The organism is Synechococcus sp. BIOS-E4-1 (genome assembly GCF_014279995.1).
Classification (GTDB): Bacteria; Cyanobacteriota; Cyanobacteriia; order PCC-6307; family Cyanobiaceae; genus Synechococcus_C.
In genome coordinates, this window is the sequence record NZ_CP047935.1 from 2,827,305 (window position 1) to 2,852,221 (window position 24,917).

Genomic DNA, 24,917 nt, shown 5'->3' on the forward strand with positions numbered 1-24,917 from the left:
GGTCTCAACCTGAATCAAATCTGTGCTGATCTTAGGCAGTCCTTCCAATTGCATCGGATTGCAGCGATGAGCAGCTCCCAGCCCCTGTCCGCGAGGACCGCCCTCGGACGCCAACCGGTGCTGAAAACACCGCGGGTTCTGGGCAACTGGGTGCTCTGGCTGGAGCAGCGACCTCAGGAGAAAGGACGAACCACCGCCATGATCCGCCCCTGGCTTCAGAGCGATCAACCAGCGAAGGAACTAACGGCAGCCCCCGCCAACCTGCGCTGCCGCATTCACGAATACGGCGGTGGGGCCATGGCCGTGGCCCTGATGGCAGACAAGCTGCTGATGACCTGGATCGATGACAGTGACCGCTGCCTCTGGCAGCAGACCTGGTGTGGATTGCGTGATGAGGATTGTGCAGCCCTCACAGCGGAGACGCCGCCGATCCGCATCAGCACGCCAGGCGCGTGGGCCCTGGGAGGAGGCCTGATTGATCAGGACCGACAGCGCTGGCTGGGAGTGATGGAGTGCAACGGCCGTGACCATCTGGTGAGCGTTGCGCTGAATCAGGGCGAACAACAACCACTGGTCCTTCACGCAGCTGATGATTTCGTCGGCTATCCAGCACTCAGCGCCGAAGGGACGCAGCTGGCCTGGGTGGAATGGCGACAGCCCGCCATGCCCTGGGATGCCAGCGAGCTGCGTTGCGCTTCTCTCACTTCGGAGGGGGAGCTGCTGCAGGTGCAAACGCTGGCCGGGAGCCGACCGGATGCCAAGCAGGCCATCTCCGTGTTTCAGCCCCTGTGGCAACCCGACGGCAACCTGGTCGTTGCCGAAGACAGCAGTGGTTGGTGGAACCTCATGCGTCTCGGCGATCCCGCCAGCGGAAAGCACAACTGGGAGCGTCCATGGCCCATGCAGGCGGAAACCGCCATGCCCCAGTGGGTGTTTGGCATGAGCACCAGTGCCTGGGATGGCGAGCAGCTGCTGGCAGCGGTTTGCTCCGAAGGTCGCTGGGAGCTGAAGCAGCTGAGAGGCGACGGCACAATCCGCAGCATCGATCAGCCCTTCGATGATCTGGCCGATCTCCATGCCGATGCAGGACGGGCCGTGGTGATCGCCAGCAACTCCCATAGCGGCCAGGGCCTGCTGGAGCTGGAATTGAGCACCGGTGATTGGCAGCACACTCCAGCCGGCGAGGCTGCCCTACCAATCGAAGCCATCAGCAGCGCCGAACCGTTGTGGTTTGAAGGCGCCGGCGAACTGCGCACTCACGCCTGGTACTACCCGCCCCTGGGTGGAAGCAGCAGCGATACACCCTTGCTCGTGAAAAGCCACAGCGGACCAACCGCCATGGCTGGCCGCGGACTCAGCCTTGGCATCCAGTTCTGGACCACCCGAGGGTGGGGGGTGGTGGATGTCAATTACGGAGGGTCCACCGGATTCGGGCGGGCCTATCGGGACAGGCTGAACAGCGGCTGGGGGGTCGTGGACGTCCAAGACTGCGCCGCGGCTGCAATGGCTCTTGTGGAGACCGGCTTGGCCCATCCGCACAAGATCGCCATCGAAGGGGGCAGCGCCGGTGGATTCACCACCCTGGCCTGCCTCTGCTACACCGACGTGTTCATGGCAGGAGCATGCCGCTACGCCGTCAGCGACCTCACATCTCTGGCTTCGGAGACGCACCGCTTTGAGGCCCGCTATCTCGACTCGCTTGTGGGGGCCTGGCCTGAGGAGCGAGCACGCTATGAGCAGCGATCACCGCTCCAGCATGCGCAATCCATTCGCTGCCCGGTGATCTTTTTCCAGGGTCTGCAGGACAAGGTGGTGGTGCCGGAGCAAACGGAACGCATGGCCGCTGCACTGAGCAAGAACGGCATTCCTGTCGAGGTACAGACCTTTGCGGAGGAAGGTCATGGCTTCCGTGACAGCAATGTGAAGGTGCAGGTGCTGGAAGCAACGGAAGCTTTCTTCCGTCGTCACCTCGAACTCTGATCCACCTGTCCGTAATGAAGACCTCTGAACTGGGCATGCACCGCTTGCATCTGCTCATCGGAGAGAACAGGAGGCTCCCCCAGCTGCAGAGCCTGCAGATACATGCGCGCCAGGGTCTCCACCTCAACCGCCACCCGCAATGCGGACTCCAGATCGTTCCCCAGCGTGACCATTCCGTGCCTGGCCAGCAGACAGGCACTGCGTTGGGCTAAGGCATTCACCACGTTGTCGGAAAGTTCCTTGGTCCCGAAGGTGGCGTAGGGAGCACACTGAATCTCATCACCGCCGGCCACCGCAACCATGTAGTGAAAGGCTGGGATGCCGCGGTCATGGCAGGCCAGTGCTGTGGCATGAACGGGGTGACAATGCAGCACAGCCATCGCTTCGGGGCGGCAGCTGAGCACATCCGCGTGCAGGCGCCATTCCGACGACGGTCGCCGCTGCTTCTCCTTCAGGGGGTGTCCACTCAGATCCAGAGCCACCAGATCATCAACCTCCATCTGTTCATAGGGAAGTGAACTGGGAGTCACCAGAAGTCCTTCCTCAATCCGTACCGAAAGGTTGCCCGACGTGCCCTGATTGAGGCCTGTGCCATTCATGCGGCGTGCCACGGTCACCAGCTGATGGCTCAGCTCCTGATCAACCAAGCGATCAGCCACAGCCATACAGACTCTTCAGCCCCTCCTCACTGGCATCAGCAACACCTCGATCAGTGATCAGCGCAGTGACCAGTCGGGCTGGGGTCACATCAAAGGCAGGGTTGAAGCCATCACTGCCCTTGGGTGTGAGCTGCACCTGAGCAAGCATCCCTGCAGCTGGTCCATCGAGCAGGCGGCCCTGAATCGCCGTGACCTCCTGGGGAGAGCGAGCTTCAATCGGGATCTCCGCCACCCCGTCATCCAGGCTCCAGTCGATGGTTGATGCGGGGAGTGCCACATAGAACGGCACAGCATTGTCATGGGCCGCCAGGGCCTTCAGATAAGTACCGATCTTGTTGCAGACATCTCCACGGCGTGTGGTGCGATCCGTTCCCACAATCACCGCATCCACCTCACCGTTCTGCATCAGGTGACCTCCAGCGTTGTCCACGATCACGGTGTGGGGAACGCCTTCTCTGCCGAGCTCGTAGGCCGTGAGCGATGCACCCTGGTTACGGGGTCGGGTCTCATCCACCCACACATGCAGATCAATACCAGCGCGTCGGGCCTTGTAGATCGGCGCCAATGCGGTCCCCCAGTCAACCGTGGCCAGCCAGCCGGCATTGCAGTGAGTCAACACCTGAAAGGGCCTGCTCTGACGGGCTTCTGGCCTGGCTGCCGCCAGCTTCTTGAAGATCTCCAGCCCGTGGTCGCCGATGGCGGAGCACATGGCCACATCTTCATCAGCGATCAAACCGGCCTCCTCACGAGCGGCAGCTGCCCGTTCCGCCGGAGGCAGCGGCTGCACTCGATCACGCACACGCTCCAGGGCCCAGCGCAGATTCACCGCAGTGGGGCGCGTGGCATTGAGCTCCTCAAACGCCGCTGCCAGAGCTGCATCACTGGAGTCATTCTGCAAAGCCAACATCAGGCCATAGGCGCCGGTCACCCCGATCAGCGGAGCGCCGCGGACCACCATGGTGCGGATGGCTGCAGCCGCCTGCCCACAGCTGCTGAGGGTGCGGGTCTCAAAGCGATGGGGCAACTGGGTCTGATCAATTACCCAGACCGAGAGACCGTCCGGCTCCAGTCCGATGGTGCGCCAGGCCTGGCCATCAATGTTCATCCCGATTGCTTGGATAGACCTGGGCCAATCTGCCTGTCCGATCGACATCGCGAGCAAAGCCGTGACCGAGATGGCATCGTTCGATCAATTGGCAAGCAGCAATAACGAGGAATCGCCGACTTCGGCCAGGGCACCGGTGTCACAGCAACAGGACTGCTGCTGTTGCGCATGGCGGATCCCTTCGGAAGCAGTCGTGAGTCGTGCCTGGAGGCGTTCTCCTTCAAGCAGCTGCTGTTCGAACCACTCCTCGGCGGAGGACTGCCCCGATTCAACGCTGTGGCCCTGTTGCTCACCCTGGCCTCCCTGCTGCTCGGCCTGCACCTCGGCCGTCAAACGCGCAGGCACTGATGACTCCCGAGAGCGATTGCCCCTCCCCGGCGAGATGGCTGTCTCAGCGACAGGCCGCTGGCTGTCGGCAGAGAGCAAAGATCAGGTGGCGATGAAAGGGCTAACTGTTCTCCCGGAAAAAAGCGATCACACTCTGAAGCTCATCGGCGAAACGATCAATCTCCGCCAGCGTTGTGATGAAGCTGAGGCTGGCGCGGGCGGAACCGGTGACTTGATAGTGGCGGTGCAGTGGTTGGCAACAGTGATGTCCACTACGAATGCAGATCCCGGCAAGATCGATCATGGCCGCGATGTCGTTGGCATGGACCCCATCCACGAGGAAGGTGGCGAGGGCACCACGACCAGGCTGTTGCTGAGGTGTGGGTCCGAGAATGCGCAGACCGTCAATCGCCTGCAGGCGCTTGAACAGATGCAGCGTGAGTTCCGCCTCCCAGGCGGCAATGTTCTCAAGGCCGATCTGTTCGAGATAGGTGAGTGCCGCACCCATCCCAACGGCCTCACCGATGGCGGGCGTTCCGGCCTCGAACTTGTACGGAAGGTTGGCCCAGGTGCTGTGATCCAGATAGACGTCCTGAATCATTTCTCCACCGCCGAGGAAGGGCGGCATCGAGTCCAGCAGGGCTTCCCTGGCCCACAGGAATCCCATGCCTGTGGGACCGCAGAGCTTGTGCGATGAACCCACAAGAAAATCAGCATCCAGAGTCTTGACCGACATGGGGTGATGAGCAAGGCTCTGACAGGCATCCACCAACACCAGGGCACCGGCAGCATGAGCAGCTGGGATGACCAGATCAAGAGGATTGCGGCAACCCAGCGTGTTGCTGATGTGCACAAGGCTGACCAGCTTTGTGCGATCACTCAGCTTGGAATGGAAGTCATCCAGATCGAGCTCACCTTTTTCGGTGATTCCCACATGACGCAGCACACAACCTGTTCTCTGCGACAGCAGTTGCCAGGGCACCAAGTTGCTGTGGTGCTCCATCAACGTGAGCAGGATCTCATCACCTTCACGCAGATTGGCGTTGCCCCAGCTGCGGGCCACCAGATTGATGCCCTCGGTGGCGTTGCGGGTGAACACGATCTCCTGCGGACCAGCCGCACCCACGTAAGAGGCGGTGATGGAGCGGGCCGCCTCAAAGGCCTCGGTCGCCCTGGCGCTGAGCTGATGTGCGCCTCGATGAACGTTGGCATTGTCACAGGCGTAATAAGCCTGCAAGGCGTCAAGCACCACCTGAGGTTTCTGGCTGGTGGCGGCATGGTCGAGATAGAGCAGAGGACCGCCCTGCGACGATCGCTGATCCAGGATCGGGAAATCTGAACGGGTCCGTTCCGCTAGAGAGACGCCGGTATCACGAGAGAGGGTGGTCATAGGGGTCGAGAGGGGTCAGCGATCGCTCCGGAGGCCATCCAGGCCTTGGCCGCTGCTGGTAGACGATTCACCACTTCGCAGCAGAAACCCCTCAGTAGCAATGCAACTGCATCGTCGCCGTCAACTCCGCGACTACGAAGGTAAAAAAGTTCCTCCTGCTGCAGTTGGCTGACAGTGGCGCCGTGTGCGCACTTCACATCGTCGGCAATGATTTCCAGTTCAGGCTTGGCGTCCACGCGCGCGCGGCGCGAAAGCAACAGGCTGCGGCTGAGCTGAGCTGCATCCGTGCGCTGCGCCGGCCTGGGCACCTGAATCGCACCATTGAAAATGTTGTGAGAACGATCAGCAGCAACAGCTTTCTGCAGCTGATCAAGCTCACCCTCTGGCCCGCCAAAACGCATGCTGCTGTGGGTCGCGAATTGCTCGTCAGCCGTTGTCATCGACAGGCCATGAATGCCTGTTGTGGCCTGCCCCTCCCGTTGCAACACGCGCGGCTCGAGACGCCCGAAACGCCAGCCTCGGCAAACACTCGTCAGCCCGTAGTGACTGCCGGGCTCCTGCTCAATGGCCAGATGCACCATCAATGATGCGTCTGCCGAACCACTGGCGAGAACGCCGTGACGCAACCTGGCGCCTTGCCCGAGATACGCCTCCAACACGTGGCTATGAGCTCGCTGTTCATCAGATGAAGAAGACTCGGCGGGAAAAACCTGCAACAGCTCCACGTCGGCATCCGACTCCAGCAGCAACAACACCCTTGTGGCGGTGAGACCAACACCAGTGGCGAGCACAAGTTCCAGAGGAGGGACCTTGCCACAAACCCGCAGAGCGAGGACGTGCCGGCTGTGAGCGTGATTGAACTGAACAGGCCAGGCTTCCGCACAGCCGCATTGGTCCAGGCTACGGCCAAGGTGATGAGTGAGCTCGGCATCGGTGAGTGAGGTCACCCCTTCCGGAAGAGTGACCCCGTTCAGTGGATCCGTCTGGCCTCCCAACACGAGCCGCGTCACCCCATCAACGGCAGCAGGCATCCTGAGGTCCAGGATCTCGCTGACCTCAGGAAGCGTGGCCACGGCCTCAAGGCGTTTGAGGTCGGTGAGCCGCCAGGCTTCCTGTTTACGGGTGGGCAATCCCAGACGCTGGAGGGCTTCACGTCCTCGCTGCTGCACCGGTGCCAGCACACTGCTCAGCATGATCAGGCCACTCCCTCTGCGGCGAGCTGCTTATCAACCCAGTCGTAGCCGGTTTTCTCCAGCTCAACAGCCAGATCACGACCGCCGGTGCGCAGGATGCGGCCGGCGGCCATCACATGCACGTAATCGGGAGTGATTTCATCGAGCAATCGCTGGTAATGGGTGATCAGGATCGTGGCGTTCTGCGGACCGGAGAGCTGATTCACACCGCCGGCCACAATGCGCAGGGCGTCGATATCGAGGCCGGAATCGGTTTCATCAAGGATCGCCACCACCGGTTCCAGCAATGCCATCTGCAGGATTTCATTGCGCTTCTTCTCGCCACCGGAGAAGCCCTGATTGACGCTGCGCTCCAGGAAGGCCGGATCCATCTGCACCACCTTGAGCTTCTCGCGCACGTGGTCTTCAAAGTCAAAGGTGTCGAGTTCTTCCTGGCCCCGTTTCTCGCGCCGCGCATTGGTGGACACGCGCAGAAATTCCAGATTGCTGACGCCGGGGATCTCAACCGGATACTGGAAGCTGAGAAACACACCAAGGCGTGCCCGCTCTTCTGCCTCAAGTTCAAACAGGTCTTCACCGCGGTAACGGACACTGCCGCCGGTGACCTGATAGGCGGGATGGCCGGCCAGGACCTTGGAGAGTGTGCTTTTGCCGCTGCCGTTGCGGCCCATGATCGCGTGAATTTCACCGGCTCTGATCTGGAGATTCACACCTTTGAGGATGGGCTGATCCTCAACGGATGCATGCAGATCATTGATGTCGAGGAGAAGCTCTGCGTCGGGGCGTATCACAGTCGAGAAGGAAGGGTTAAGTGATGGTCAGACATTGAGCCTGGGAGGTGGGTTCAGCCAACGGACCCCTCAAGCTTGAGAGCAAGAAGCTTGTCTGCCTCTGCGGCGAACTCCATCGGCAACTGGTTGAACACATCACGGCAAAAACCACTCACCATCATCGAAACCGCTTCCTCGAAACCGATACCGCGACTCTGCAGATAGAAGAGCTGGTCTTCTGAAATCCGGCAGGTGCTGGCCTCATGCTCGATCGCTGATTCCGGCTGCTGGGAGCGGATATAGGGATAGGTATTGGCGGCGGCCTGATCACCGATCAGCATGGAATCGCACTGGCTGTAATTGCGAGCTCCTTTGGCCGATGGTCCGATCTGCACCAGTCCGCGGTAACTGTTGCTGGAATTCCCTGCACTGATCCCCTTGCTCACGATCGTGGAGCGAGTTCGGGCACCGATGTGAACCATCTTTGTGCCTGTGTCGGCCTGCTGTTTGTTGTTGGTGAGAGCCACGGAATAAAACTCACCGACAGAATCAGCTCCCTGCAGCAGACAACTGGGGTATTTCCAGGTGAGCGCTGAGCCGGTCTCCACCTGGGTCCAGCTGATGCGACTGCGGGCGCCGCGACAATGTCCACGCTTGGTGACGAAGTTGTAAATGCCGCCAACGCCATTCTCATCACCGGCATACCAGTTCTGAACAGTGGAGTACTTGATGGAGGCGTCATCAAGCGTCACCAGTTCAACCACGGCGGCATGCAGCTGGTTGGTGTCGAACATTGGGGCAGTGCAGCCCTCGAGGTAACTGACGGAAGCGCCTTCTTCCGCCACGATCAGGGTGCGTTCAAACTGCCCTGTGTCCCCGGAGTTAATCCGGAAATAGGTGGAGAGTTCCATCGGGCACTCGACTCCCTTGGGAATGAACACAAAGGAACCGTCACTGAAAACCGCCGAGTTAAGAGCAGCGAAGTAATTGTCATTGCTGGGAATGACAGAACCGAGGTAGCGCTCAATCAGTTCAGGATGTTCTTTGACAGCCTCACTGAAGGAGCAGAACACGACACCGTGCTCGGCGAGTTTTTCCTTGTAGGTGGTGGCGATCGAAACGCTGTCGAATACAGCATCAACAGCAACGTTGCTCAGGCGTTTCTGTTCACTTAATGGAATTCCCAGCTTGTCAAAAGTTTCGAGAAGTTTGGGATCCACTTCATCGAGCGAGCTTTTTTTGACCTGCTGCTTAGGAGCTGCGTAATAAACGATGTCCTGATAGTCGATCGGGTCATAGCCCAGTTCAGCCCAGTCGGGCTCCTCGAGAGTGAGCCAGTGCCTGTAAGCCTTGAGTCGAAATTTGAGAAGGAACTCAGGCTCTTCTTTTTTGCTGGAAATCAGTCGAACGATCTCCTCACTGAGGCCCTTGGAAATCTTTTCGGTCTCAATGTCCGTGACGAAGCCGTATTTGTACGGCTGGCTGACGAGATCCTGCGTGGAGGCAGATGTCATATGGCCCGACCTGCCAAAGCGTGAATGGTTTCCGTGGTGATGCTCTGGTGCTCCCCACGGAAAGGGCTGTCTTCAGTCAGGAACAGCATGCAATGGCATTCTTTGCGCTCGCGCATGGGCACACATGGGCAGTTCCAGAAGGCTTGGGAGGCCTCAGCTTTCTTGTCCTCGTAGTGACGGCACGGGCAGAGTGCACCGCCCAGCTCATCTTTGTGACGGGCGAGCCCCTTGAGAACAACAGCTGTGACACCCCGATCACTGCAGAAGTAGGTATCGGTGCGCTTTGCGTAGATCTCGGCAAATTTGCGGATGGCTTCCAGGCTCTCCGAGGTCGGCTCTCGATTGCCTGCAAGGGCATCAGTCATGGCGGCGAACGTTGGCAAGAGTGTCGAAGCCAGGGAGATACGAAACAAAATGGTTTCGTATTTGGAGTCTAAAGCACGGATCCATCACCCGACCATGTGACCATTGTGACGGACGTCGGTTCTAGCGGGGAAAGCCTGCCGTTGCGGCGCCATCCGACAACACTGGCCCGACAGGCGCCAGGACCGTCCGGATTGAACTGAAATCACCTCGTCAGTCAGGGCTGGTTGCAAGGGCAGTTGATACACGCAACTTTCCAGCCAGAGCCTGAGTTGGCATCAATTCATGCACGCCGTGGTGCCCCCCACAGGAGCTCGCCAACCGGATTCACTGCTGAATGACGAGAAGGAACCATCTCAGCTGGACAATGCACTGACGAGGTCTGGTTCCGAGTTCGTCCTCGACATCTCACTGGGCATTGCTCAAGGCAGTTGATGCATTCCCGTGGCATGGTGAAATCATCAACCTGATCTCATGGGCGCGTCAGCTCAGGCTCCCACTCGTGAAGCGACGCTCACCCTGCTCCTGCGGCAGGGTGAGATCAGTGCTGCTGATCTAGCGAGCGAACTGGGAATCTCAGTTCAGGCGATGCGCCGTCATCTGCGCACATTGGAAGACGAAGGACTGGTGGAAGCGAGTCCGATCACAGCTGGGCCTGGCCGGCCCTCCAACCAATGGAGACTCACTCAGCAAGGTCATCAACACTTCCCTGATGGCAGTGACACCTTTGCGCTGAATCTGCTCGAGTCGATGGCCAAAAGCCTGCCACCGGAGACCCTGGCAACGCTGCTTGACCGACAGGCCCATGAGAAAGCACACCACTACAGGCACCAGCTCGGCGATGGACCGCTCGAACAACGCATCCGCAGGTTGGTGCGTCTACGCAGCCACGAGGGATACGTCAGCGAAATGGTTCCGGCTGAGAATGGTCTCGGCTGGTACATCAATGAATTTCATTGCTCTGTGCAGAGGATCGCGGAGGAATTCCCAGCTGTCTGCGACCAGGAACTTCAGCTGATCCGAATGACATTCCCTGACTGTCAGGTGGAAAGGGTGCACTGGCGGCTGGAATCAGGACATTCCTGCGGTTTTCAGATCAGTCCGACCAGTACAACGTCCAACGAATCCAAACCAGGATTCAGCCCGTGAGCGTGGATCCATCGCCGGCTTCAGGCCCGTTGGACAGGCAGCAGATCGAACGCATCGACGCCACGCTTCTGCCCGCCGTCGACCGCCACCTTCTGCGGCTGCAAGCCCACTGCCTGGCGACATTTCAGCAAATCGCCATGCCGCTTCAGCAAGGACCTTTACCAACTCGGGATCACTGGCAGGACTGGTGTGATCACCAGCCTCAGCTGGCCAATGACGCGGAATTCCGGGAACAGCTGATGATGCAGTTCACCGTGATTGCAAGCCAGCTTGAGGAGCTCGCCAGGCAGCTAAAGCTGAGCCCACTCGAGCTGAAGCTCAACGATTTGATCCAATACGCCGAAGCCAACAGCCGTGATCGTTTGTCGAACACGGAATGAACAGATCGCTGCACACAGGTTGAAGATCGCGAACCGATCGCTCTGCTGCGATCATCCAAAACAGACCGTCCATAGCCGATGACCCTGGACATCCCCGACGCGCCGACATTCTTCCGACTGAGCTGCGGAAGCTGGCGGTCGCAGCGGAGCGTGCATCACCTCCTACATCGCCGCAGCGAAGCGGGGGGATCGCTGATCGTGGTGGAGGACCTCGAACTCAACGATGAACGGTTGCTGGCCATGGCCAGGCAGCACGACAAGGATCCTGGCCTGATCATTGGCGGCAGCTACGTGCGCTGGAGCGCCTCGATGGCCTGGGACCGCGATGGCGATGCCCATGACGGTGAAACCTGCTTCGCTTTGATCGGAGAAAGTGAGACCGCCCGCTCCGGCACGATGCTCCGGGATCAGGGCTACGCAGAAAAAGCGCCTGCAACCTCGACATTCGCCATGGACGACAGGGATGGTCTGATCCTCTGCACGAGCTACGAAATGATGACCGTCTGGGAACGCTTCAGTTTTGCCGGCCCGGATGTGCGCATTCGTTCCAGCACCGTTGAAGGACTGTCCAACAACGCGTCCTTCTGCGTGGAGACCAGACTCAAAAACGACAGCTCATCCACTGGCTCCCAAGGGATGACAGCGCTTGTATCACCCTTCGGCTGGTGAGTGTCCTCTGTTACGGACTGTGAGTAGGCCGGAGCCAGTTTGGAAGTGTGTTGACTCCCACTTATACGATCCAGCCAGTGTGTTCCGACTCGAGTGGCGATTCCTCTTCTTCAGTACGCACCGACGACACAGAACAATCGCGTCGCAGCTCTCAGCGTTGCTTCTGAAGAGACCCAGCGTTCCCTTCAGATGGATATCTCAATGGACGCTGACAACATCAACACGGTGATCGAATCGGCTTACCGCCAGATCTTCTTTCACGCGTTCAAGAGTGACCGCGACACCTTCCTCGAGTCACAACTGCGTGATGGCCAGATCACTGTCCGTGACTTCATCCGAGGGTTGTGTCTCTCAGACACTTTTAAAAGGACGTTCTACGGCTTCAATTCGAACTACAAGGTGGTTCGTCACCTCGTCCAGAAAATTCTGGGACGCAAGACCCACGGACGTTCTGAAGAAATCTCCTGGTCGATCGTGATCGCGACCAAGGGTGTCGAAGGCATCGTGGATGCCCTGCTTGACAGCGAGGAATATCTCGAAGCCTTCGGCTACGACTGTGTTCCTTTTCAACGCAATCGCGTGCTTCCAGGCAGGGAGCTCGGTGAGACCCCTTTCAACATCACCACCCCCCGTTACGACGAGTACTACCGGGGGATTCTCGGTTTCCCCAAGATCATCTACACCGGCAAAGCCAAGAGCCTGCCGGCACGTGCCAGCCGTTCCCGAGGTGGTTTCAGCGAAGATTATCTGCCGTGGGTCAGAGGTATCGCTGCCGCAGGCTCAGCCTCTCCCGAGGGCAATCTCGACATGGACTATCTCTCGAAAGTTCCTTACCGCAGCATCGGCCGCTGAATCGCTTCCCAAGTCCGAGATGTTTGAGCGGAGTCCCCAGTGGGGCTCCGCTTTTTTGTGTGCTGCATCAGAACTGAAATGGATACGGTCTGGGCAGCTCATGCAGTCAGAAGATGCTGACCACGGGCGATCAAGCTCCCTGAAAACCGGTCCTTTCCAGCAAACTGATCCCAAAGAAACCCGGTAGCCCGACCGTGACGCAAGCCATCACATCCCTCGCCCGCATGACCCTGCGTCAGCTGCGTCAGATGGCCAGTGATCTCGGCGTTACTCTCTACAGCCGCAAGAGCAAGGAAGACCTGGTTTCCGCGATTGCCGAAAAGCAGGAGCGTCGTGGCGGCGATCTCAAGGCCATCGAAGCGGAACTCAATCCACCGTCGCGCCCACAGTCCGAGACCCGTGTGGTGTTCCTGCCAAGAGACCCCCAGTGGGCCTATGTGTTCTGGGAAATCTCAGACAACGATCGTCGCCGCGCTCAAGGCGAAGGCGCTGCGCATCTGAATCTTCGTTTGGCTGATGTGACGGGTCTCCAGGACGGCTCAGCCCATCCGCACACTCTCCAAGAAGTTCCTGTCGACAGTCACAGCACCGAGTGGTACCTGCCAGTGCCTCTCTGCGATCGCGACTATCGCGTTGAACTTGGCTGCCGCTCCGGCAGCCAGTGGATCTCCCTGGCGTTCTCGTCTGTCGCCAGGGTTCCTGCCCTGCACCCCAGCGACCAGATTCTCGATCAGTTCGTGCCCTTCAGCCTCGAAACCGCTACTCCTTCACCAGCTCCGGTCAGCACACCCAGCTTCGAGCCCAGCGACAGCGGCTTGCATGAGCGCCTGTACCAGAGCGCTACTACCCACTTCCGCAGCCGCAGAGTCGGATCTGAGGTTCTGCATGAACAGGACTCATTTTCAGGAGATCAGCGTGGTCTCAGCGATTCCGGTGTTGGCTTGTGGGCCAGCGGCCTCAACGAGTCCGGTCTCGGAGGAGTGGCCCCTCGCCAACGCACCTTCTGGCTGGTGGCTGATGCAGAGTTGATTGTTTACGGAGCCACTGATCCTTCCGCACGTCTCACCATCGGCGGCGAAGAAGTACCTCTCTCCAGCGATGGAACCTTCCGCATTCAGGTTCCCTTCCGTGACGGTGAGCAGATGTATGCCGTTGAAGCGACCGCGGCGGATGGTGAGCAGAAACGCAACATCACTCTCAACTTCGAGCGCGTTACCCCAGAAGACAACAGCAACCCTGCCAGCGAAGCCAAAGCTGAGTGGTTCTGATCCTGTGGGAGTCAACCGAAAAGCCCTGCGCTGGATTGTGGCCATCACGCCTGTTGCAGGGGCAGTGGCATTCCCGGTGCTTGTGCCTCTCACGATGGCAAAAGTCGGGATCGGCGCGGGTGTTGGCCTGGCACTCGTTCTCAGCAGTCTCTGGTTTGTGGGAATGCTGAAAACCTCTGAAATGCCTCACTGACCGATTGCCCGGCAAGGCGGTGGAACACTTGCAGCAACCGAAAAGCAGTGGGTGCTGGACAGGCTGCGAGAAAAGATTCAAAAACTTGCCGTCCTGCCTCTACTGACGCCAATGCTGCTGAGCTGCAGCCAGGCAGGGCAAATCGTGGGTGCAGCCGATGCTGAGCTGCCCTTACCGCAGAACTTCCAACTGCACTTCAATCATCGGGACTCCGGCCGCTACCAAAGTCCCCTGACAGGCCAGTGGCGCAACGGCGACAACCTTGAAGAGCAGCTGATCCGACAGATCCATACGGCGAACGAAGAGGTGCTGATGGCCATTCAGGAACTCACCCTTCCGCAGATCGCCAAAGCACTGATTCGCGCCAAGAAGCGGGGAGTCCGTGTTCAGGTGGTGCTGGAAAACAACTACAGCAGGCCTTGGTCGGAACAGCATCCCAGCGATCTGTCAGCTCACGGCCGGCGGCGCCATCAGCAACTGCAACTGCTGGCGGACAGCAATCGCGACGGCAGGCTTACCGCTGAAGAACGGTTGGCTGGCGATGCCATTGCGCTGCTGAAACGAGCAGGGGTCGCAATCATCGATGACACAGAAGACGGGAGCCGAGGCAGTGGCCTAATGCATCACAAGTTCCTTGTGGTGGATCAGTCTCTGGTGATCACAGGCAGTGCCAACTTCACCAGCTCAGGGATGCATGGTGATGCAGGAGCAGCGCGAAGCCGGGGCAATGTGAATCATCTGCTCAGCATCAGGAGCCCCGAATTGGCCGGATTGTTCCGAGAAGAATTTGAAAGGATGTGGGGCGATGGTCCTGGAGGCGAACACAACAGTCGATTCGGACGCGGAAAAACCAGCCCAGGAATCCAAGCCGTTCAAGTCAATGGCATACAAATCGACGTGCTGTTCGCCCCTCATTCAAAACAATTCCCGGGGCATGGACTGGAGCTGATCACTGAGCAGCTGGCAGCAGCAAAGCAAAGTATCGACATGGCGCTGTTTGTGTTTTCAGCCCAAACACTCACAAATGTTCTGGCGAAGCGAATGGCTGCTGGTATCGACATCCGTCTGCTGGCAGACCCGGGCTTCGCAAGCCGTTCCTTTTCTGAAGTGCTGGATCTGCTCGGACTGGAACTCCCAGACCGCTTTTGCAAACTTGAAGCGGGCAATCAACCCCTCAAAACACCATTACAAACCGTCGGCTCACCGCGCCTCGCCCGCGGCGATAAGCTCCACCACAAGTTCGCGGTGTTCGACAACAAAACCGTGATCACCGGATCCTTCAACTGGTCACCCGCCGCTGCCCACACCAATGATGAAACTCTGCTGGTGATTCACTCACCCAAAATTGCTGAGCATTTCACCCGCGAGATGGATCGGATGTGGCGAGGAGCAGAGCTGGGAATCACACCGCACATCCAGCGCAAGCTAGAACGACAACGTGCCAAGTGCGGCCGAGGGCTGCAGAGGTATTGATTGAGCGAAGCGTGATTGGCACCATCCCAGCAACGATTCAAAATTGAGTGCCTAAAGGCCCCATCACTAAGTCTTTAGTAGTGAGTCAACAAAGGCAATAGAGCAAAAGAATGATTCAGTACAATCAATGAAGAGTGCAGAAGTTCAGCAGTCAAGAAACACTGGCATTGCCATTTCGCGAAAAAAGCCTGGTTTCCAGGTTTTTAATCAACACATAGACTGGTGGAACAACCAACAGTGACAACGTCATGCCCATCAAAAGGCCGCCAAAAACGACTGTGCCGATGGCTTGCTGAGCACTGGCTCCGGCATTTTGTGCAATAACAAGGGGGAAAAAGCCAGCGAGAGAGGCGACTGAAGTCATCAAGATGGGCTGAAGCCTTGCTTTTCCTGCCTCTACAGCAGCGAAGACAATCTCTGCACCAGCCGAGACGCGTTGCTCTGCGGCTTCGACAATCAGAATAGAATTTTTAGCAGCAAGACCAATCAGCATCAAGAGGCCTATCTGAACAAAAATATTGACATTCATCGAACGTGCTTGGAGAAATACAAGACTGCCTAGTATGGCAATCGGAACCGTGATCATGATCACAGTTGAGATAATATAACTTTCATATTGAGCGGACAGCACCAGGAAAACAGTCAATGCTGCCATCACAAACAGGAAAACTATTTGGCCACCAGATTTTTCCTGAACCCTGGACACTCCAGTAAATTGGTAACCAATATCCTTGAATCCTAGAGAAGCGACAACATTTTTGACAGCCTTTATAACATCTCCAGTGGAATACCCTGAATTTGGAACGGCCTTGTACTCAATTGAGCGATTGAAATTAAAATGATCAATCGCCATAGGGGTGGTCACTAATTCATAGCTAGCAATTTCTTTTACAGCAACATAATCTCCCTTGGAATTCTTAATACCATAATTCATCAATTGATCGATCGTACTTCTTTCCTGGGACTGACTGATAACAACAACATCCTTCGGACCTCCATCCAGGGAGGTTTGCACAATCCGTTTACTGCCAGCATAAGTACCGATTGTATTGACAACATCTTTATAGCTAAGGTTAAGAGAACCAAGCAAAGACCGATCGATGTTAATTTGATAAGAAGGATTATCCGGAGAAAATTGGGTTTGAATACTTTGAATTGAAGGCTCCTGTGAAGCTTTAGCTAAAAACTGTTGCGTCAACGCATAAAACTCATCAATCGAATAACGACCGCTGCTTTCGTCAGTCAATGCAACCGTCAAGGAAGCATCCTGACCAAAACCAGGGATCATTGGTAATTGAAATATTTGAGGTGGATATCGTGTAGGCAGTGCTGCAAGCGCTGCTGAGAGATTAGAAGATATTTTTTCGATTTTTTGGTTTGCCTGTCGTCGCTGACCCAAAGGCAACAATTGAATAAAGAATGGAGAATAGCCTTGGTTAGTATCGATGATCACGAAATCCTTAATACCCGATGACTTTTTTTCTTTTTCTCTATTAAGGAAGTTTCTCGTCTGACTGCTAACAGGTTCATAGGCTGTAATCGATGCCCCAGGATTAAGTAGATATGCACCCGTCAAAAGATTCATATCTTCTTGAGGGATGAAGCCAGCAGGGATGATATTAAATAAATAAAGTGTAGCAAAAGCAAGTGGTACAAGAGAAACGCATACTAATTTTCTTTTTTTCAAAAACCAGCCCAATAATTTCTCATAAGCAGACTCGAGTTTGGAATAAATCTGGTCAAAACCATTAAAAACAGTCTCTAACTTGAGACCAATGACAGCAAAAAGGGCTGCACTGATTGGTAGAGCGAGGTTCCCAAAACTCGCCTTCGTGAAGTAACCCATCAAAAGTCCAACGCCAGCACCAAAGATTGCTGTAGTCCACGATGGCATCGACTCCATTCGCCCTGGACGAAGCAATAGTGCAGACATCATCGGAGAAAATGTCAGAGCATTAAATGTTGATATAGCAATGGAGCAGATGATCGTAACTGCAAATTGAATATAAATATTGCCGATGGGACCGCTGACCAATGTTACAGGGAGAAACAAAGAAATCAGCACTAATGAAGTGGATATAATCGCCCCAAACAATTCATTCATAGATGCAAAAGCTGCTTCTGTTGAATTCATTCCTTTTTGGATATTCGCTGTCACTGACTGAACAACAAGTATCGCATCATCGACAACCAAACCCGTCGCCAAAACAAGGGCGGTCATGGTCAGAAAATTCAACGTGTAGTCAAAAAGTTGTAAAAAGGCAAATGTTCCAACGATCGATATCGGTATTGCCAATCCGGGGATGAGGATGGTACGCCAATTTTGCAAAAACAACAACAGGATTAAAACAACTAAGATGATTGCCAGCCCCAAGGCATCAAATACATTCGAAATCGAGTCTAAAATAAATGTTTTTCGATCATTGAATTGAACGACTTTGATTCCGGGGGGAGCCGTAGATTTGAATTTTTGAATAAGCTGATCGATCTGCTCGCCAACCTCAACAGCATTACTTCCGGACTGAAGACTAATGTCGATAAACACCCCGGGATAACCACTACTTGATAGGATGGCGCTTTCCGGGCTGGCAATATATTGAACCTGACCAATGTCCTTCACCCGAAGAACTGCTCCACTGTTCAATCGTTTAAGAACAATATCTTCAAATTCTCCTATTGATTGAATGAAGCCACTATCCTCAATCATGACTGAATAGCTATATGTGGAGGGATCTCCAACACGACTAGCTCCAACAAATCCACCAGAAGCAGGGAAATTTTGAGAGAAGATCTGATTATCCACTTCATCAATGCTTAGTCCATAAGCGCGAACTAAGTTCGGATCAATTGAAATCTGAAATACAGGCTTTGGTGGATATAATGTTAGCTTCCCAACTCCATCAATCAATTGAAGTTGTTTCTGCAATTGATCCTTAGCTATCGAATTAAGGTAAGCCGCATCATATTGACCTTTCGTTGATGTGATTAAGTAAGCGCCAATTGATGTATCTGTTGTCTGCGAAATAGTAATCCCTTCATCTTGAGTTACTTGCGGTAGAGTGGACTTAGCCTGTTGGACACGATTCTGAACATCCAATGATGCTGTGTCGGCTGAAGTGTCAGGCTCTAAATACAGGGTGATAGACGTTGAACCAGCCTTGGATGTTGAAGTGATGTAATCAACTCCCGGTGTATCTGATAAAATATCTTCAAGTTGCTGTGTAATGGAAAGTTCAACAAATGATGCATTACCACCTGGATAGATTGCAGTTACTACAATTTGAGGTTGTGCAATATTGGGCAGAAAATCAATTGGCAACCTGCCAAGAGAAATCAACCCAAGGATAAAGATCACCAGACTGCAGACACTGGTAAGAACTGGTCTTGAAATGAAGCGATCAGATAGAGACATTTATAAATCGAGATTACTTAGAAGACTTGATTGATACCGGCGTGCCGTTAGCAAGCACCATGGATCCACTGATTGGAATCAAATCACCGGCTTTTAATCCTGACAAAACAGGAAAATAATCATCCTGCAAGTTGCCTAGTTTTAGGGGTGTGTTAACAGCAATTAGAGTAGTCGAAGGCAGCGTAGATATTGACTTTTTCTGTTGAGGATTGACCTCTGCATTCTTCAAAAAAGATTGAATTGGAATGAGTTTATAGGTATAAGGTTGTTGAGCTTTAAACAACACTGCTGTAGCGGGCACGCCAGGATGACGCTGATTCCCAATAACAATTTTGGAGCGAATTAATTGCATAGGACGAAGACCTGCTTTTTCGTTAACAAACACTGCTCTAACCCTTAGAGTGTTCAAGGGCTGATAGTTACTGGCATCGGACTCAAAATAGGGAGGGATGAAAGCAATTTTACCCTCACCAATAACATCGTTTTTTGACTCATCAAGCATTTTCACTTGTTGACCTAGCTTGATTTTGCTTGCTTGCAATGCAGGTACAGAAAGGTCAATGGAGAGATTTTCATTATTAACTACAAAAAAGTTACTCTTGCCTTGCTCGAAGTATTGACCGGGATTGACACCATATAAATCTCCGACAATGCCATTGATCGGTGACCGGATTGATCTCTTATCAAGAGCTTCTTGTTTTGCAACTAAATTGCTTTTTTTGCCAATGGCAGCAACTTTAGCTTCCTCTGCCGATTCCTTTGATTCTGCACCTTTTTTAAACAACCATTGTATACGCTTTGCATGCAAATCAGCTTCTTTAAATTGGGCCTGCGCAGTTTTGAATTCGGCAATTTCTTGCGCATTATCTAAAACAACCAGAACCTGGCCACTTGTTACAGAATCACCTTCCTTGACGAGTACTTTTGTAATTAGACCACTGACTTGTGGCGTGAGCTGAATATACCCAGGATTGATCAAAGTTCCCTCAGCTTCAATTACCTCAGAAAAATCACGGGTTTGAATCCTCATCACATCGACCGGAAAAGCTTGAGGAGCTGGACTTTTACTTTGGCAACCTGCCATCATGCAGCTAAGCCCGCATAAAAAGCCAACTTTGACTGCTAATCGCATTTTGGAGCGGACGTGCGAAGGCAAAATTGGGTCACTAAATTTGCCTAAGCCTAGCTCTTAAGTCTGCTCTCATGTAATTCGTCAACAAGTATTTCACGGCGTTAGCACTTGCCAACAAAAAGCAACAATATCATTATCAACCAGCTCTTCGATTTAAACATCGGCTCAATAATTTTTAAGTATCAGCTCCTGACACTGAAGAATTTCATAGATTGCATGATTAATTCTAAAAGTTCATTCTGCAGAATCTGCCCAAGCAAACCGTACACGCCCGAATGATGCGCAAGTGCGTATCAGTTGCAGGCTGACCATTGACTCATCACTGATTAGCTTAACAGGGAATCACAATCTGCATGCTGCTTACGGTCACAAGGCTGTTAGCTTTTTGACCAAAAAAACAAACTTTCTCACCCTAATCTCATTCGACTCTCATTCAAAAATACCTGGACAAGGCATTGATTTATGAAAGACACACCCGGTGAATCCTCTGCTGAAGAGCTTGTCGAGCAACCTTATAAGTATGGATTCGTCACAGAGATTGAAGAAGAAAAAATCCCTAAAGGGATTGATGAGGATGTGATTCGCTTGATCTCGGCTAAAAAAGATGAGCCGGATTTTATGCTTGAGTTTCGCCTTAAAGCCTATCAGAACTGGCTATCTCAGGATGAACCTGACTGGGCAAAGCTAGGATATCCACAGATTGATTATCAAGACATTATTTATTATGCGGCACCTAAAACAAAAGAGAAAAAGCGAAGCCTTGAAGAAGTTGACCCTGAACTCCTGGATACATTCAGCAGACTAGGAATCCCACTGAGTGAACAAAAAAGGTTAGGAAATGTAGCAGTAGATGCGGTGTTCGACAGCGTTTCGATTGCAACAACATTCAAAGAAAAACTTGCGGAGCATGGTGTAATCTTTTGCGGCTTTGCAGAAGCCGTAAAAGAGCATCCTGAACTTGTCAAAAAATATCTTGGTACTGTCATCCCCAGTAACGATAATTTCTTTGCCGCCTTAAACGCTTCGGTGTTTAGCGATGGCACTTTCGTCTATATCCCCAAGGGCGTGGAATGCCCGATGGAGCTTTCTTCCTATTTTCGGATTAACTCCGGAGATGCCGGACAGTTCGAGCGAACCCTGATCGTGGCGGAAGAAGGCGCTTCCGTCAGTTACCTCGAGGGCTGCACTGCACCGATGTTCGACACCAATCAACTTCATGCCGCCGTGGTTGAACTGATTGCACTTGACGATGCCTCCATCAAATACTCCACTGTTCAGAACTGGTATCCAGGTGATGAGAACGGTGTTGGCGGCATCTACAACTTCGTGACCAAACGTGGACAGTGCCGTGGTGCCAGAAGCTGCATCAGCTGGACCCAGGTGGAGACCGGTTCAGCGATCACCTGGAAATATCCCAGTTGCGTTTTGATCGGCGAAGATTCCGTTGGTGAATTTTATTCCGTTGCTTTAACACATCATCTTCAACAGGCAGATACCGGCACAAAAATGATTCATATCGGTCCCCATACACGCTCAACCATTGTCAGCAAGGGGATCAGTGCAGGCAGATCGAGCAACAGTTATCGAGGACTTGTTCATGTCAACCCTTCCGCCAAAGGAGCTCGAAACTACAGCCAGTGCGATTCCATGCTCATAGGAGACAATGCCAGCGCCAATACCTATCCTTATATCCATTGCCAACAAATGAATTCTGCAATTGAACATGAGGCCAGCACCTGCCGGATTTCAGAAGACCAGCTCTTCTATCTGCAGAGTCGCGGCATCGGTTTCGAGGAAGCGGTTTCGATGATGGTGAGTGGTTTTTGTCAGGACGTTTATAACCAGTTACCCATGGAATTTGCAGCAGAAGCCGACAAACTTCTCTCACTTCGCCTGGAGGGAGCCGTGGGGTAAAGACCCTGATCCAGACCCCAACAACGCAGTATTTCTTTAATTTTCTCCATGATTAATCCGGATTCAGAGCTTCTCCTCGACATCACTGATCTGCATGCATCCGTTGAGGATCAGCCCATCCTCAAAGGTGTGAATCTCCAGATCAGAGCCGGTGAAATTCACGCGATCATGGGCCGCAACGGCAGCGGCAAAAGCACACTCTCCAAGGTCCTGGCCGGCCATCCCGCCTATCAGGTCACCGGCGGCAGTGTCCGTTACCGCGGTGAAGACCTGTTTGAACTTGAGGCAGAAGAGCGGGCACGCCTTGGTGTGTTTCTCAGCTTCCAGTATCCGGTTGAGATCCCCGGCGTCAGCAATCTGGAATTTCTGCGCGTGTCCACCAATGCGCGGCGCGAGAAACGGGGCCAGGAAGAACTCGACACCTTTGACTTTGAAGACCACGTGCGCGAGAAGCTCAAGGTGGTGCAGATGGATCCGGCCTTCCTGGAGCGCAGCGTCAATCAGGGCTTCTCCGGTGGCGAGAAGAAGCGCAATGAAATCCTGCAGATGGCATTGCTGGAACCGGTGGTGGCGATCCTTGATGAAACCGATTCCGGCCTCGATATCGACGCCCTGCGCATTGTGGCCGGCGGTGTGAATCAGCTCTCCGGTCCGCAGAACGCCACGATCCTGATCACCCATTACCAGCGATTGCTCGATGAAATCACTCCCGACTACGTGCATGTGATGGCCGCCGGCCGCATCCTGCGCACCGGCGGTCGTGATCTGGCTGTTGAGCTGGAGAAAACCGGCTACGACTGGGTTGATAAGCAGCTCGCCGCAGAGGGAGTGGCCTGATCATGCTGAGCAGTGTGCTGGCACCGGTGCAGCAGCGAGGACGTGAAGCCCTCCAGCGTCTGGGATTGCCCACCCGTAAACAGGAAGCCTGGCGGCTCACCGACCTCAAACGCCTTGAGGCCGTTCATGGCCTGCCTCCCATTGACGCCGATCTCGAGAATGATTGGCCACAACCACCGCAAAGCGGAGTCCGCTTGCTGCTTGGGTCTGACCAACATCCATTGGAAGGGGTTGAGCTCCCAACGGGCATCAAAGCCTTGAACAGTGATGAGCTCGAGGTCCTTCTCGGTCGCGCAACAGATCACTGCGGCTGCTCGCAGGACTGGCCAGTGGAACTGAACAAGTCCTGCAGCCGTCAGGTCCTCGCTTTACAGATCAGCGGCAAGGCTCCAGCAGTGGAACTCGTGATTGCTGCCAGTGGTTCAGGCATGCTGGCAACGCGTGTTCTGCTGGTGCTTGAGCCGAACGCCGAACTCGAGCTGCTCCAGGTCTTCCAGTCAAAAGACGGCGTTGCGCATAGCCATCTGTGTGAAATCCTGCTCGGGGAAGAGTCACAGCTTCAGCATGGCTTGGTCTCCATGGGCGATGGCAGCAGTTCACTGCTGACAACGCTGGCCATCCAACAAGAGCCTCGCAGCCACTACGCATTGTCCTCCTTCGTTCAGGGGTCGTTGTTCGCTCGAATCGAGCCAAGAATCGTGCAACTGAGTGGGCAAGCCTTTACCTCTCTGAAGGGATTGGCTGTCGCTGCCGATGAGCAGCAAGTCGGCGTGCACTCCGCAATGCGTTTTGACGGCCCCGAGGGTGAACTGGATCAACTGCAGAAAAGTCTTGTCTCAGGAAAATCGCACACGATTTTCAATGGCTCGATTCAGGTGCCCAAAGAAGCACAACGAACCAATGCGGCACAACTCAGTCGCAATTTGATGTTATCGAGCCGTGCACGCGTTGATACCAAGCCAGAGCTTGAAATCATCGCTGACGACGTGAAGTGTGCTCACGGCGCCACTGTCAGCCAGCTGCAGGAGGATGAACTGTTTTATCTGCGTAGTCGCGGAATCACTGAAGTGGAAGCAACAGCATTACTCCTGAATGGATATTGCCAGGAAGTGATTGATCAGTTACCGGCAAATGCTGAACGATGGCAGCTTTCAAAAAGAATGCACGATGCACTGATGGCAACGACTTAGCCATTCAGTCTTCCATCCTGAAAACAGATCAACCCACTACTTTCATAAAAACAAGTCAAGCATCCATTTCAAATGCTGTGAAAACCAAACTTTGATCTTATTACAGTCATCAAAACCACTCGGGACAATTTCAATTCTGATTTCGGGAAAGACTTGGCGACGATTAATGTCATTTACCGATCAACAGGGCAGCTGATCCAGTTCAAGCTTCAGAGGTTTGTTCGAGTCTGACTCCACTCAGGCATGGACCGGACCGAATCATGACGGGCAGGACCTTGCGTTCCAACTCGAACATCAATCAACGGCCTCCACAGATGAAAGCAGGCCTGCTGCCGGTGGTTGAGCACTTGCGCTGCGTTTCTGAAATCGTCGCCATGAGTCATCTCAGGTCAGAATGCCGCGACGTGTGGGGCCAACCCTGTGAGACTGCCACTGATGCTTTTAGGGTTTGCCTTGATGCTGCCTTCAACGGTTCAGGCCAAGCCCAAAAAGGTTCCCTTCCCGACCAGGGAGGAACTGCGATCACTCCAACTGATGGCCTACAGCTGCTCGCGCGCGAATGATCAAGACAGCTGCAGCAAGACCCGCAACCTTGCTGATCCACTCATGGACCACCCCAGACTTTCGGCTGCCTGCAAAGACACCGTATGGGAACTGGTTCAGGCCTCACAAGTGGTCACGACCAACAGCTTCCAGCGCCGTGACAGCATCGACCGTCCTGCACGACGGCTGACGCTGGTCTGTGCCGAACCGGACAAGCCGCAAGAACCTGCTGCCCCAACCCAGACTTGAGTCACTGCGAGGACTCAATCCCATTCGAAGTCAAAGCGTTGATCAGGCAGCAGCCGCGTCAGCTCACTGCCTGCAACCTGCCACAGCTGGCTTGAGATCAGCGGATGTGAACGCAGTTCACGGACCAGCTCTTTCACATCACCTTCCGTGAGTCCATGGCTGGACACCATCGATTCCAGACGTTTCTGAAAGTGCTCAAACACCATCTGTTCCTGCTCAGACAGCGGGCTGGCGTTGGGGTGATTGATATCCATAACGCTTCAGAAGCCGTTAGATCCAAAAGGTAGCTGCGACAAGTGGTCGCGCCGACAACCCTGATCAGCATCTGGCGTGTAAAGGTTCTCAGTATTCGCTC

The 24,917-nt window shown here is 54.4% G+C and carries 24 protein-coding genes; 13 read left to right on the top strand and 11 right to left on the bottom strand.

The window, feature by feature from the left end; genetic code table 11:
• Window positions 1-66 precede the first annotated feature (66 nt).
• Window positions 67-1,980, top strand: a complete 1,914-nt coding sequence (locus tag SynBIOSE41_RS15550; protein WP_186538803.1) for a prolyl oligopeptidase family serine peptidase — start codon at window positions 67-69, stop codon at window positions 1,978-1,980.
• Here SynBIOSE41_RS15550 and SynBIOSE41_RS15555 read toward each other — a convergent pair.
• The 8 genes from SynBIOSE41_RS15555 to SynBIOSE41_RS15590 form a co-directional block, all read right to left on the bottom strand.
• Window positions 1,965-2,645: a class II aldolase/adducin family protein gene (locus SynBIOSE41_RS15555; RefSeq protein ID WP_255475830.1), complete on the bottom strand. Its 681-nt coding sequence runs from the start codon at window positions 2,643-2,645 to the stop codon at window positions 1,965-1,967. The two genes, SynBIOSE41_RS15550 and SynBIOSE41_RS15555, sit on opposite strands and share 16 nt — an antisense overlap.
• The gene (gene mtnA / locus SynBIOSE41_RS15560; protein WP_186541309.1) at window positions 2,632-3,744 is read right to left on the bottom strand and encodes an S-methyl-5-thioribose-1-phosphate isomerase; all 1,113 of its coding nucleotides are present in this window, start codon (window positions 3,742-3,744) and stop codon (window positions 2,632-2,634) included. The genes SynBIOSE41_RS15555 and mtnA overlap by 14 nt, the downstream gene beginning before the upstream one ends.
• An 84-nt stretch (window positions 3,745-3,828) precedes the next feature.
• Entirely contained in the window at window positions 3,829-4,170 is a 342-nt protein-coding gene (locus tag SynBIOSE41_RS18435; protein ID WP_186538804.1) for a hypothetical protein, read from the bottom strand.
• A 22-nt stretch (window positions 4,171-4,192) separates the two neighbouring features.
• Window positions 4,193-5,461: a SufS family cysteine desulfurase gene (locus tag SynBIOSE41_RS15570; RefSeq protein WP_186538805.1), complete on the bottom strand. Its 1,269-nt coding sequence runs from the start codon at window positions 5,459-5,461 to the stop codon at window positions 4,193-4,195.
• A complete protein-coding gene (locus SynBIOSE41_RS15575) occupies window positions 5,458-6,654 on the bottom strand; it encodes a SufD family Fe-S cluster assembly protein (protein ID WP_186538806.1) in 1,197 nt (398 codons plus the stop codon). Before SynBIOSE41_RS15575 ends, SynBIOSE41_RS15570 begins: the two co-directional genes overlap by 4 nt.
• Window positions 6,655-6,656: 2 nt before the next feature.
• Window positions 6,657-7,445 (bottom strand): Fe-S cluster assembly ATPase SufC, encoded by a 789-nt coding sequence (sufC, locus tag SynBIOSE41_RS15580; protein WP_066912472.1) that lies wholly within the window; start codon window positions 7,443-7,445, stop codon window positions 6,657-6,659.
• A 53-nt stretch (window positions 7,446-7,498) separates the two neighbouring features.
• Window positions 7,499-8,938, bottom strand: coding sequence for a Fe-S cluster assembly protein SufB (sufB, locus tag SynBIOSE41_RS15585; RefSeq protein WP_066912470.1), 1,440 nt, complete (start codon window positions 8,936-8,938; stop codon window positions 7,499-7,501).
• Window positions 8,935-9,303, bottom strand: coding sequence for a ferredoxin-thioredoxin reductase catalytic domain-containing protein (locus SynBIOSE41_RS15590; RefSeq protein ID WP_066912468.1), 369 nt, complete (start codon window positions 9,301-9,303; stop codon window positions 8,935-8,937). The genes sufB (SynBIOSE41_RS15585) and SynBIOSE41_RS15590 overlap by 4 nt, the downstream gene beginning before the upstream one ends.
• Before the next feature lie 283 nt (window positions 9,304-9,586).
• Here SynBIOSE41_RS15590 and SynBIOSE41_RS15595 point away from each other — a divergent pair, with 283 nt between their 5' ends.
• The 8 genes from SynBIOSE41_RS15595 (at window position 9,587) to SynBIOSE41_RS15630 (ending at window position 15,285) form a co-directional block, all read left to right on the top strand.
• On the top strand, window positions 9,587-9,736 hold the full coding sequence (locus SynBIOSE41_RS15595; RefSeq protein WP_186538807.1) for a hypothetical protein: 150 nt from the start codon (window positions 9,587-9,589) through the stop codon (window positions 9,734-9,736).
• Between the two features lie 39 nt (window positions 9,737-9,775).
• Entirely contained in the window at window positions 9,776-10,450 is a 675-nt protein-coding gene (gene sufR, locus SynBIOSE41_RS15600) for an iron-sulfur cluster biosynthesis transcriptional regulator SufR (protein ID WP_186538808.1), read from the top strand.
• A complete protein-coding gene (locus SynBIOSE41_RS15605) occupies window positions 10,447-10,830 on the top strand; it encodes a hypothetical protein (protein WP_255475831.1) in 384 nt (127 codons plus the stop codon). Before sufR ends, SynBIOSE41_RS15605 begins: the two co-directional genes overlap by 4 nt.
• Window positions 10,831-10,908: 78 nt before the next feature.
• A complete protein-coding gene (locus SynBIOSE41_RS15610; protein ID WP_186538810.1) occupies window positions 10,909-11,499 on the top strand; it encodes a phycobiliprotein lyase in 591 nt (196 codons plus the stop codon).
• 93 nt (window positions 11,500-11,592) lie between these two features.
• Window positions 11,593-12,351, top strand: a complete 759-nt coding sequence (locus SynBIOSE41_RS15615; protein WP_186538812.1) for a phycobilisome rod-core linker polypeptide — start codon at window positions 11,593-11,595, stop codon at window positions 12,349-12,351.
• Between the two features lie 194 nt (window positions 12,352-12,545).
• On the top strand, window positions 12,546-13,619 hold the full coding sequence (locus SynBIOSE41_RS15620; RefSeq protein ID WP_186538813.1) for a DUF4912 domain-containing protein: 1,074 nt from the start codon (window positions 12,546-12,548) through the stop codon (window positions 13,617-13,619).
• A gap of 4 nt (window positions 13,620-13,623) precedes the next feature.
• The gene (locus tag SynBIOSE41_RS15625) at window positions 13,624-13,812 is read left to right on the top strand and encodes a hypothetical protein (RefSeq protein WP_186541432.1); all 189 of its coding nucleotides are present in this window, start codon (window positions 13,624-13,626) and stop codon (window positions 13,810-13,812) included.
• A gap of 111 nt (window positions 13,813-13,923) precedes the next feature.
• Window positions 13,924-15,285: a phosphatidylserine/phosphatidylglycerophosphate/cardiolipin synthase family protein gene (locus SynBIOSE41_RS15630; RefSeq protein WP_186541313.1), complete on the top strand. Its 1,362-nt coding sequence runs from the start codon at window positions 13,924-13,926 to the stop codon at window positions 15,283-15,285.
• 151 nt (window positions 15,286-15,436) lie between these two features.
• Here the strand turns inward: SynBIOSE41_RS15630 and SynBIOSE41_RS15635 are convergent, their stop codons facing one another.
• Entirely contained in the window at window positions 15,437-18,697 is a 3,261-nt protein-coding gene (locus SynBIOSE41_RS15635; protein ID WP_186538815.1) for an efflux RND transporter permease subunit, read from the bottom strand.
• 13 nt (window positions 18,698-18,710) lie between these two features.
• On the bottom strand, window positions 18,711-19,829 hold the full coding sequence (locus tag SynBIOSE41_RS15640) for an efflux RND transporter periplasmic adaptor subunit (protein ID WP_222930555.1): 1,119 nt from the start codon (window positions 19,827-19,829) through the stop codon (window positions 18,711-18,713).
• 462 nt (window positions 19,830-20,291) lie between these two features.
• Here SynBIOSE41_RS15640 and sufB (SynBIOSE41_RS15645) point away from each other — a divergent pair, with 462 nt between their 5' ends.
• The 4 genes from sufB (SynBIOSE41_RS15645) to SynBIOSE41_RS15660 all read left to right on the top strand — a co-directional run bounded on the left by sufB (SynBIOSE41_RS15645) (window position 20,292) and on the right by SynBIOSE41_RS15660 (window position 24,562).
• On the top strand, window positions 20,292-21,743 hold the full coding sequence (sufB, locus tag SynBIOSE41_RS15645) for a Fe-S cluster assembly protein SufB (protein ID WP_186538818.1): 1,452 nt from the start codon (window positions 20,292-20,294) through the stop codon (window positions 21,741-21,743).
• A 48-nt stretch (window positions 21,744-21,791) separates the two neighbouring features.
• Window positions 21,792-22,580, top strand: coding sequence for a Fe-S cluster assembly ATPase SufC (gene sufC / locus SynBIOSE41_RS15650; RefSeq protein ID WP_186538819.1), 789 nt, complete (start codon window positions 21,792-21,794; stop codon window positions 22,578-22,580).
• A 2-nt stretch (window positions 22,581-22,582) separates the two neighbouring features.
• Complete coding sequence (gene sufD / locus SynBIOSE41_RS15655) at window positions 22,583-23,770, top strand: Fe-S cluster assembly protein SufD (protein WP_186538821.1); 1,188 nt, start codon at window positions 22,583-22,585, stop codon at window positions 23,768-23,770.
• A 456-nt stretch (window positions 23,771-24,226) separates the two neighbouring features.
• Window positions 24,227-24,562 carry a hypothetical protein gene (locus SynBIOSE41_RS15660; RefSeq protein ID WP_370594144.1) on the top strand — a complete coding sequence of 112 codons (336 nt, stop codon included), beginning with the start codon at window positions 24,227-24,229 and terminating at the stop codon, window positions 24,560-24,562.
• A 14-nt stretch (window positions 24,563-24,576) separates the two neighbouring features.
• Here SynBIOSE41_RS15660 and SynBIOSE41_RS15665 read toward each other — a convergent pair whose 3' ends face one another.
• Entirely contained in the window at window positions 24,577-24,816 is a 240-nt protein-coding gene (locus SynBIOSE41_RS15665; protein WP_066911923.1) for a hypothetical protein, read from the bottom strand.
• Window positions 24,817-24,917: the final 101 nt, after the last annotated feature.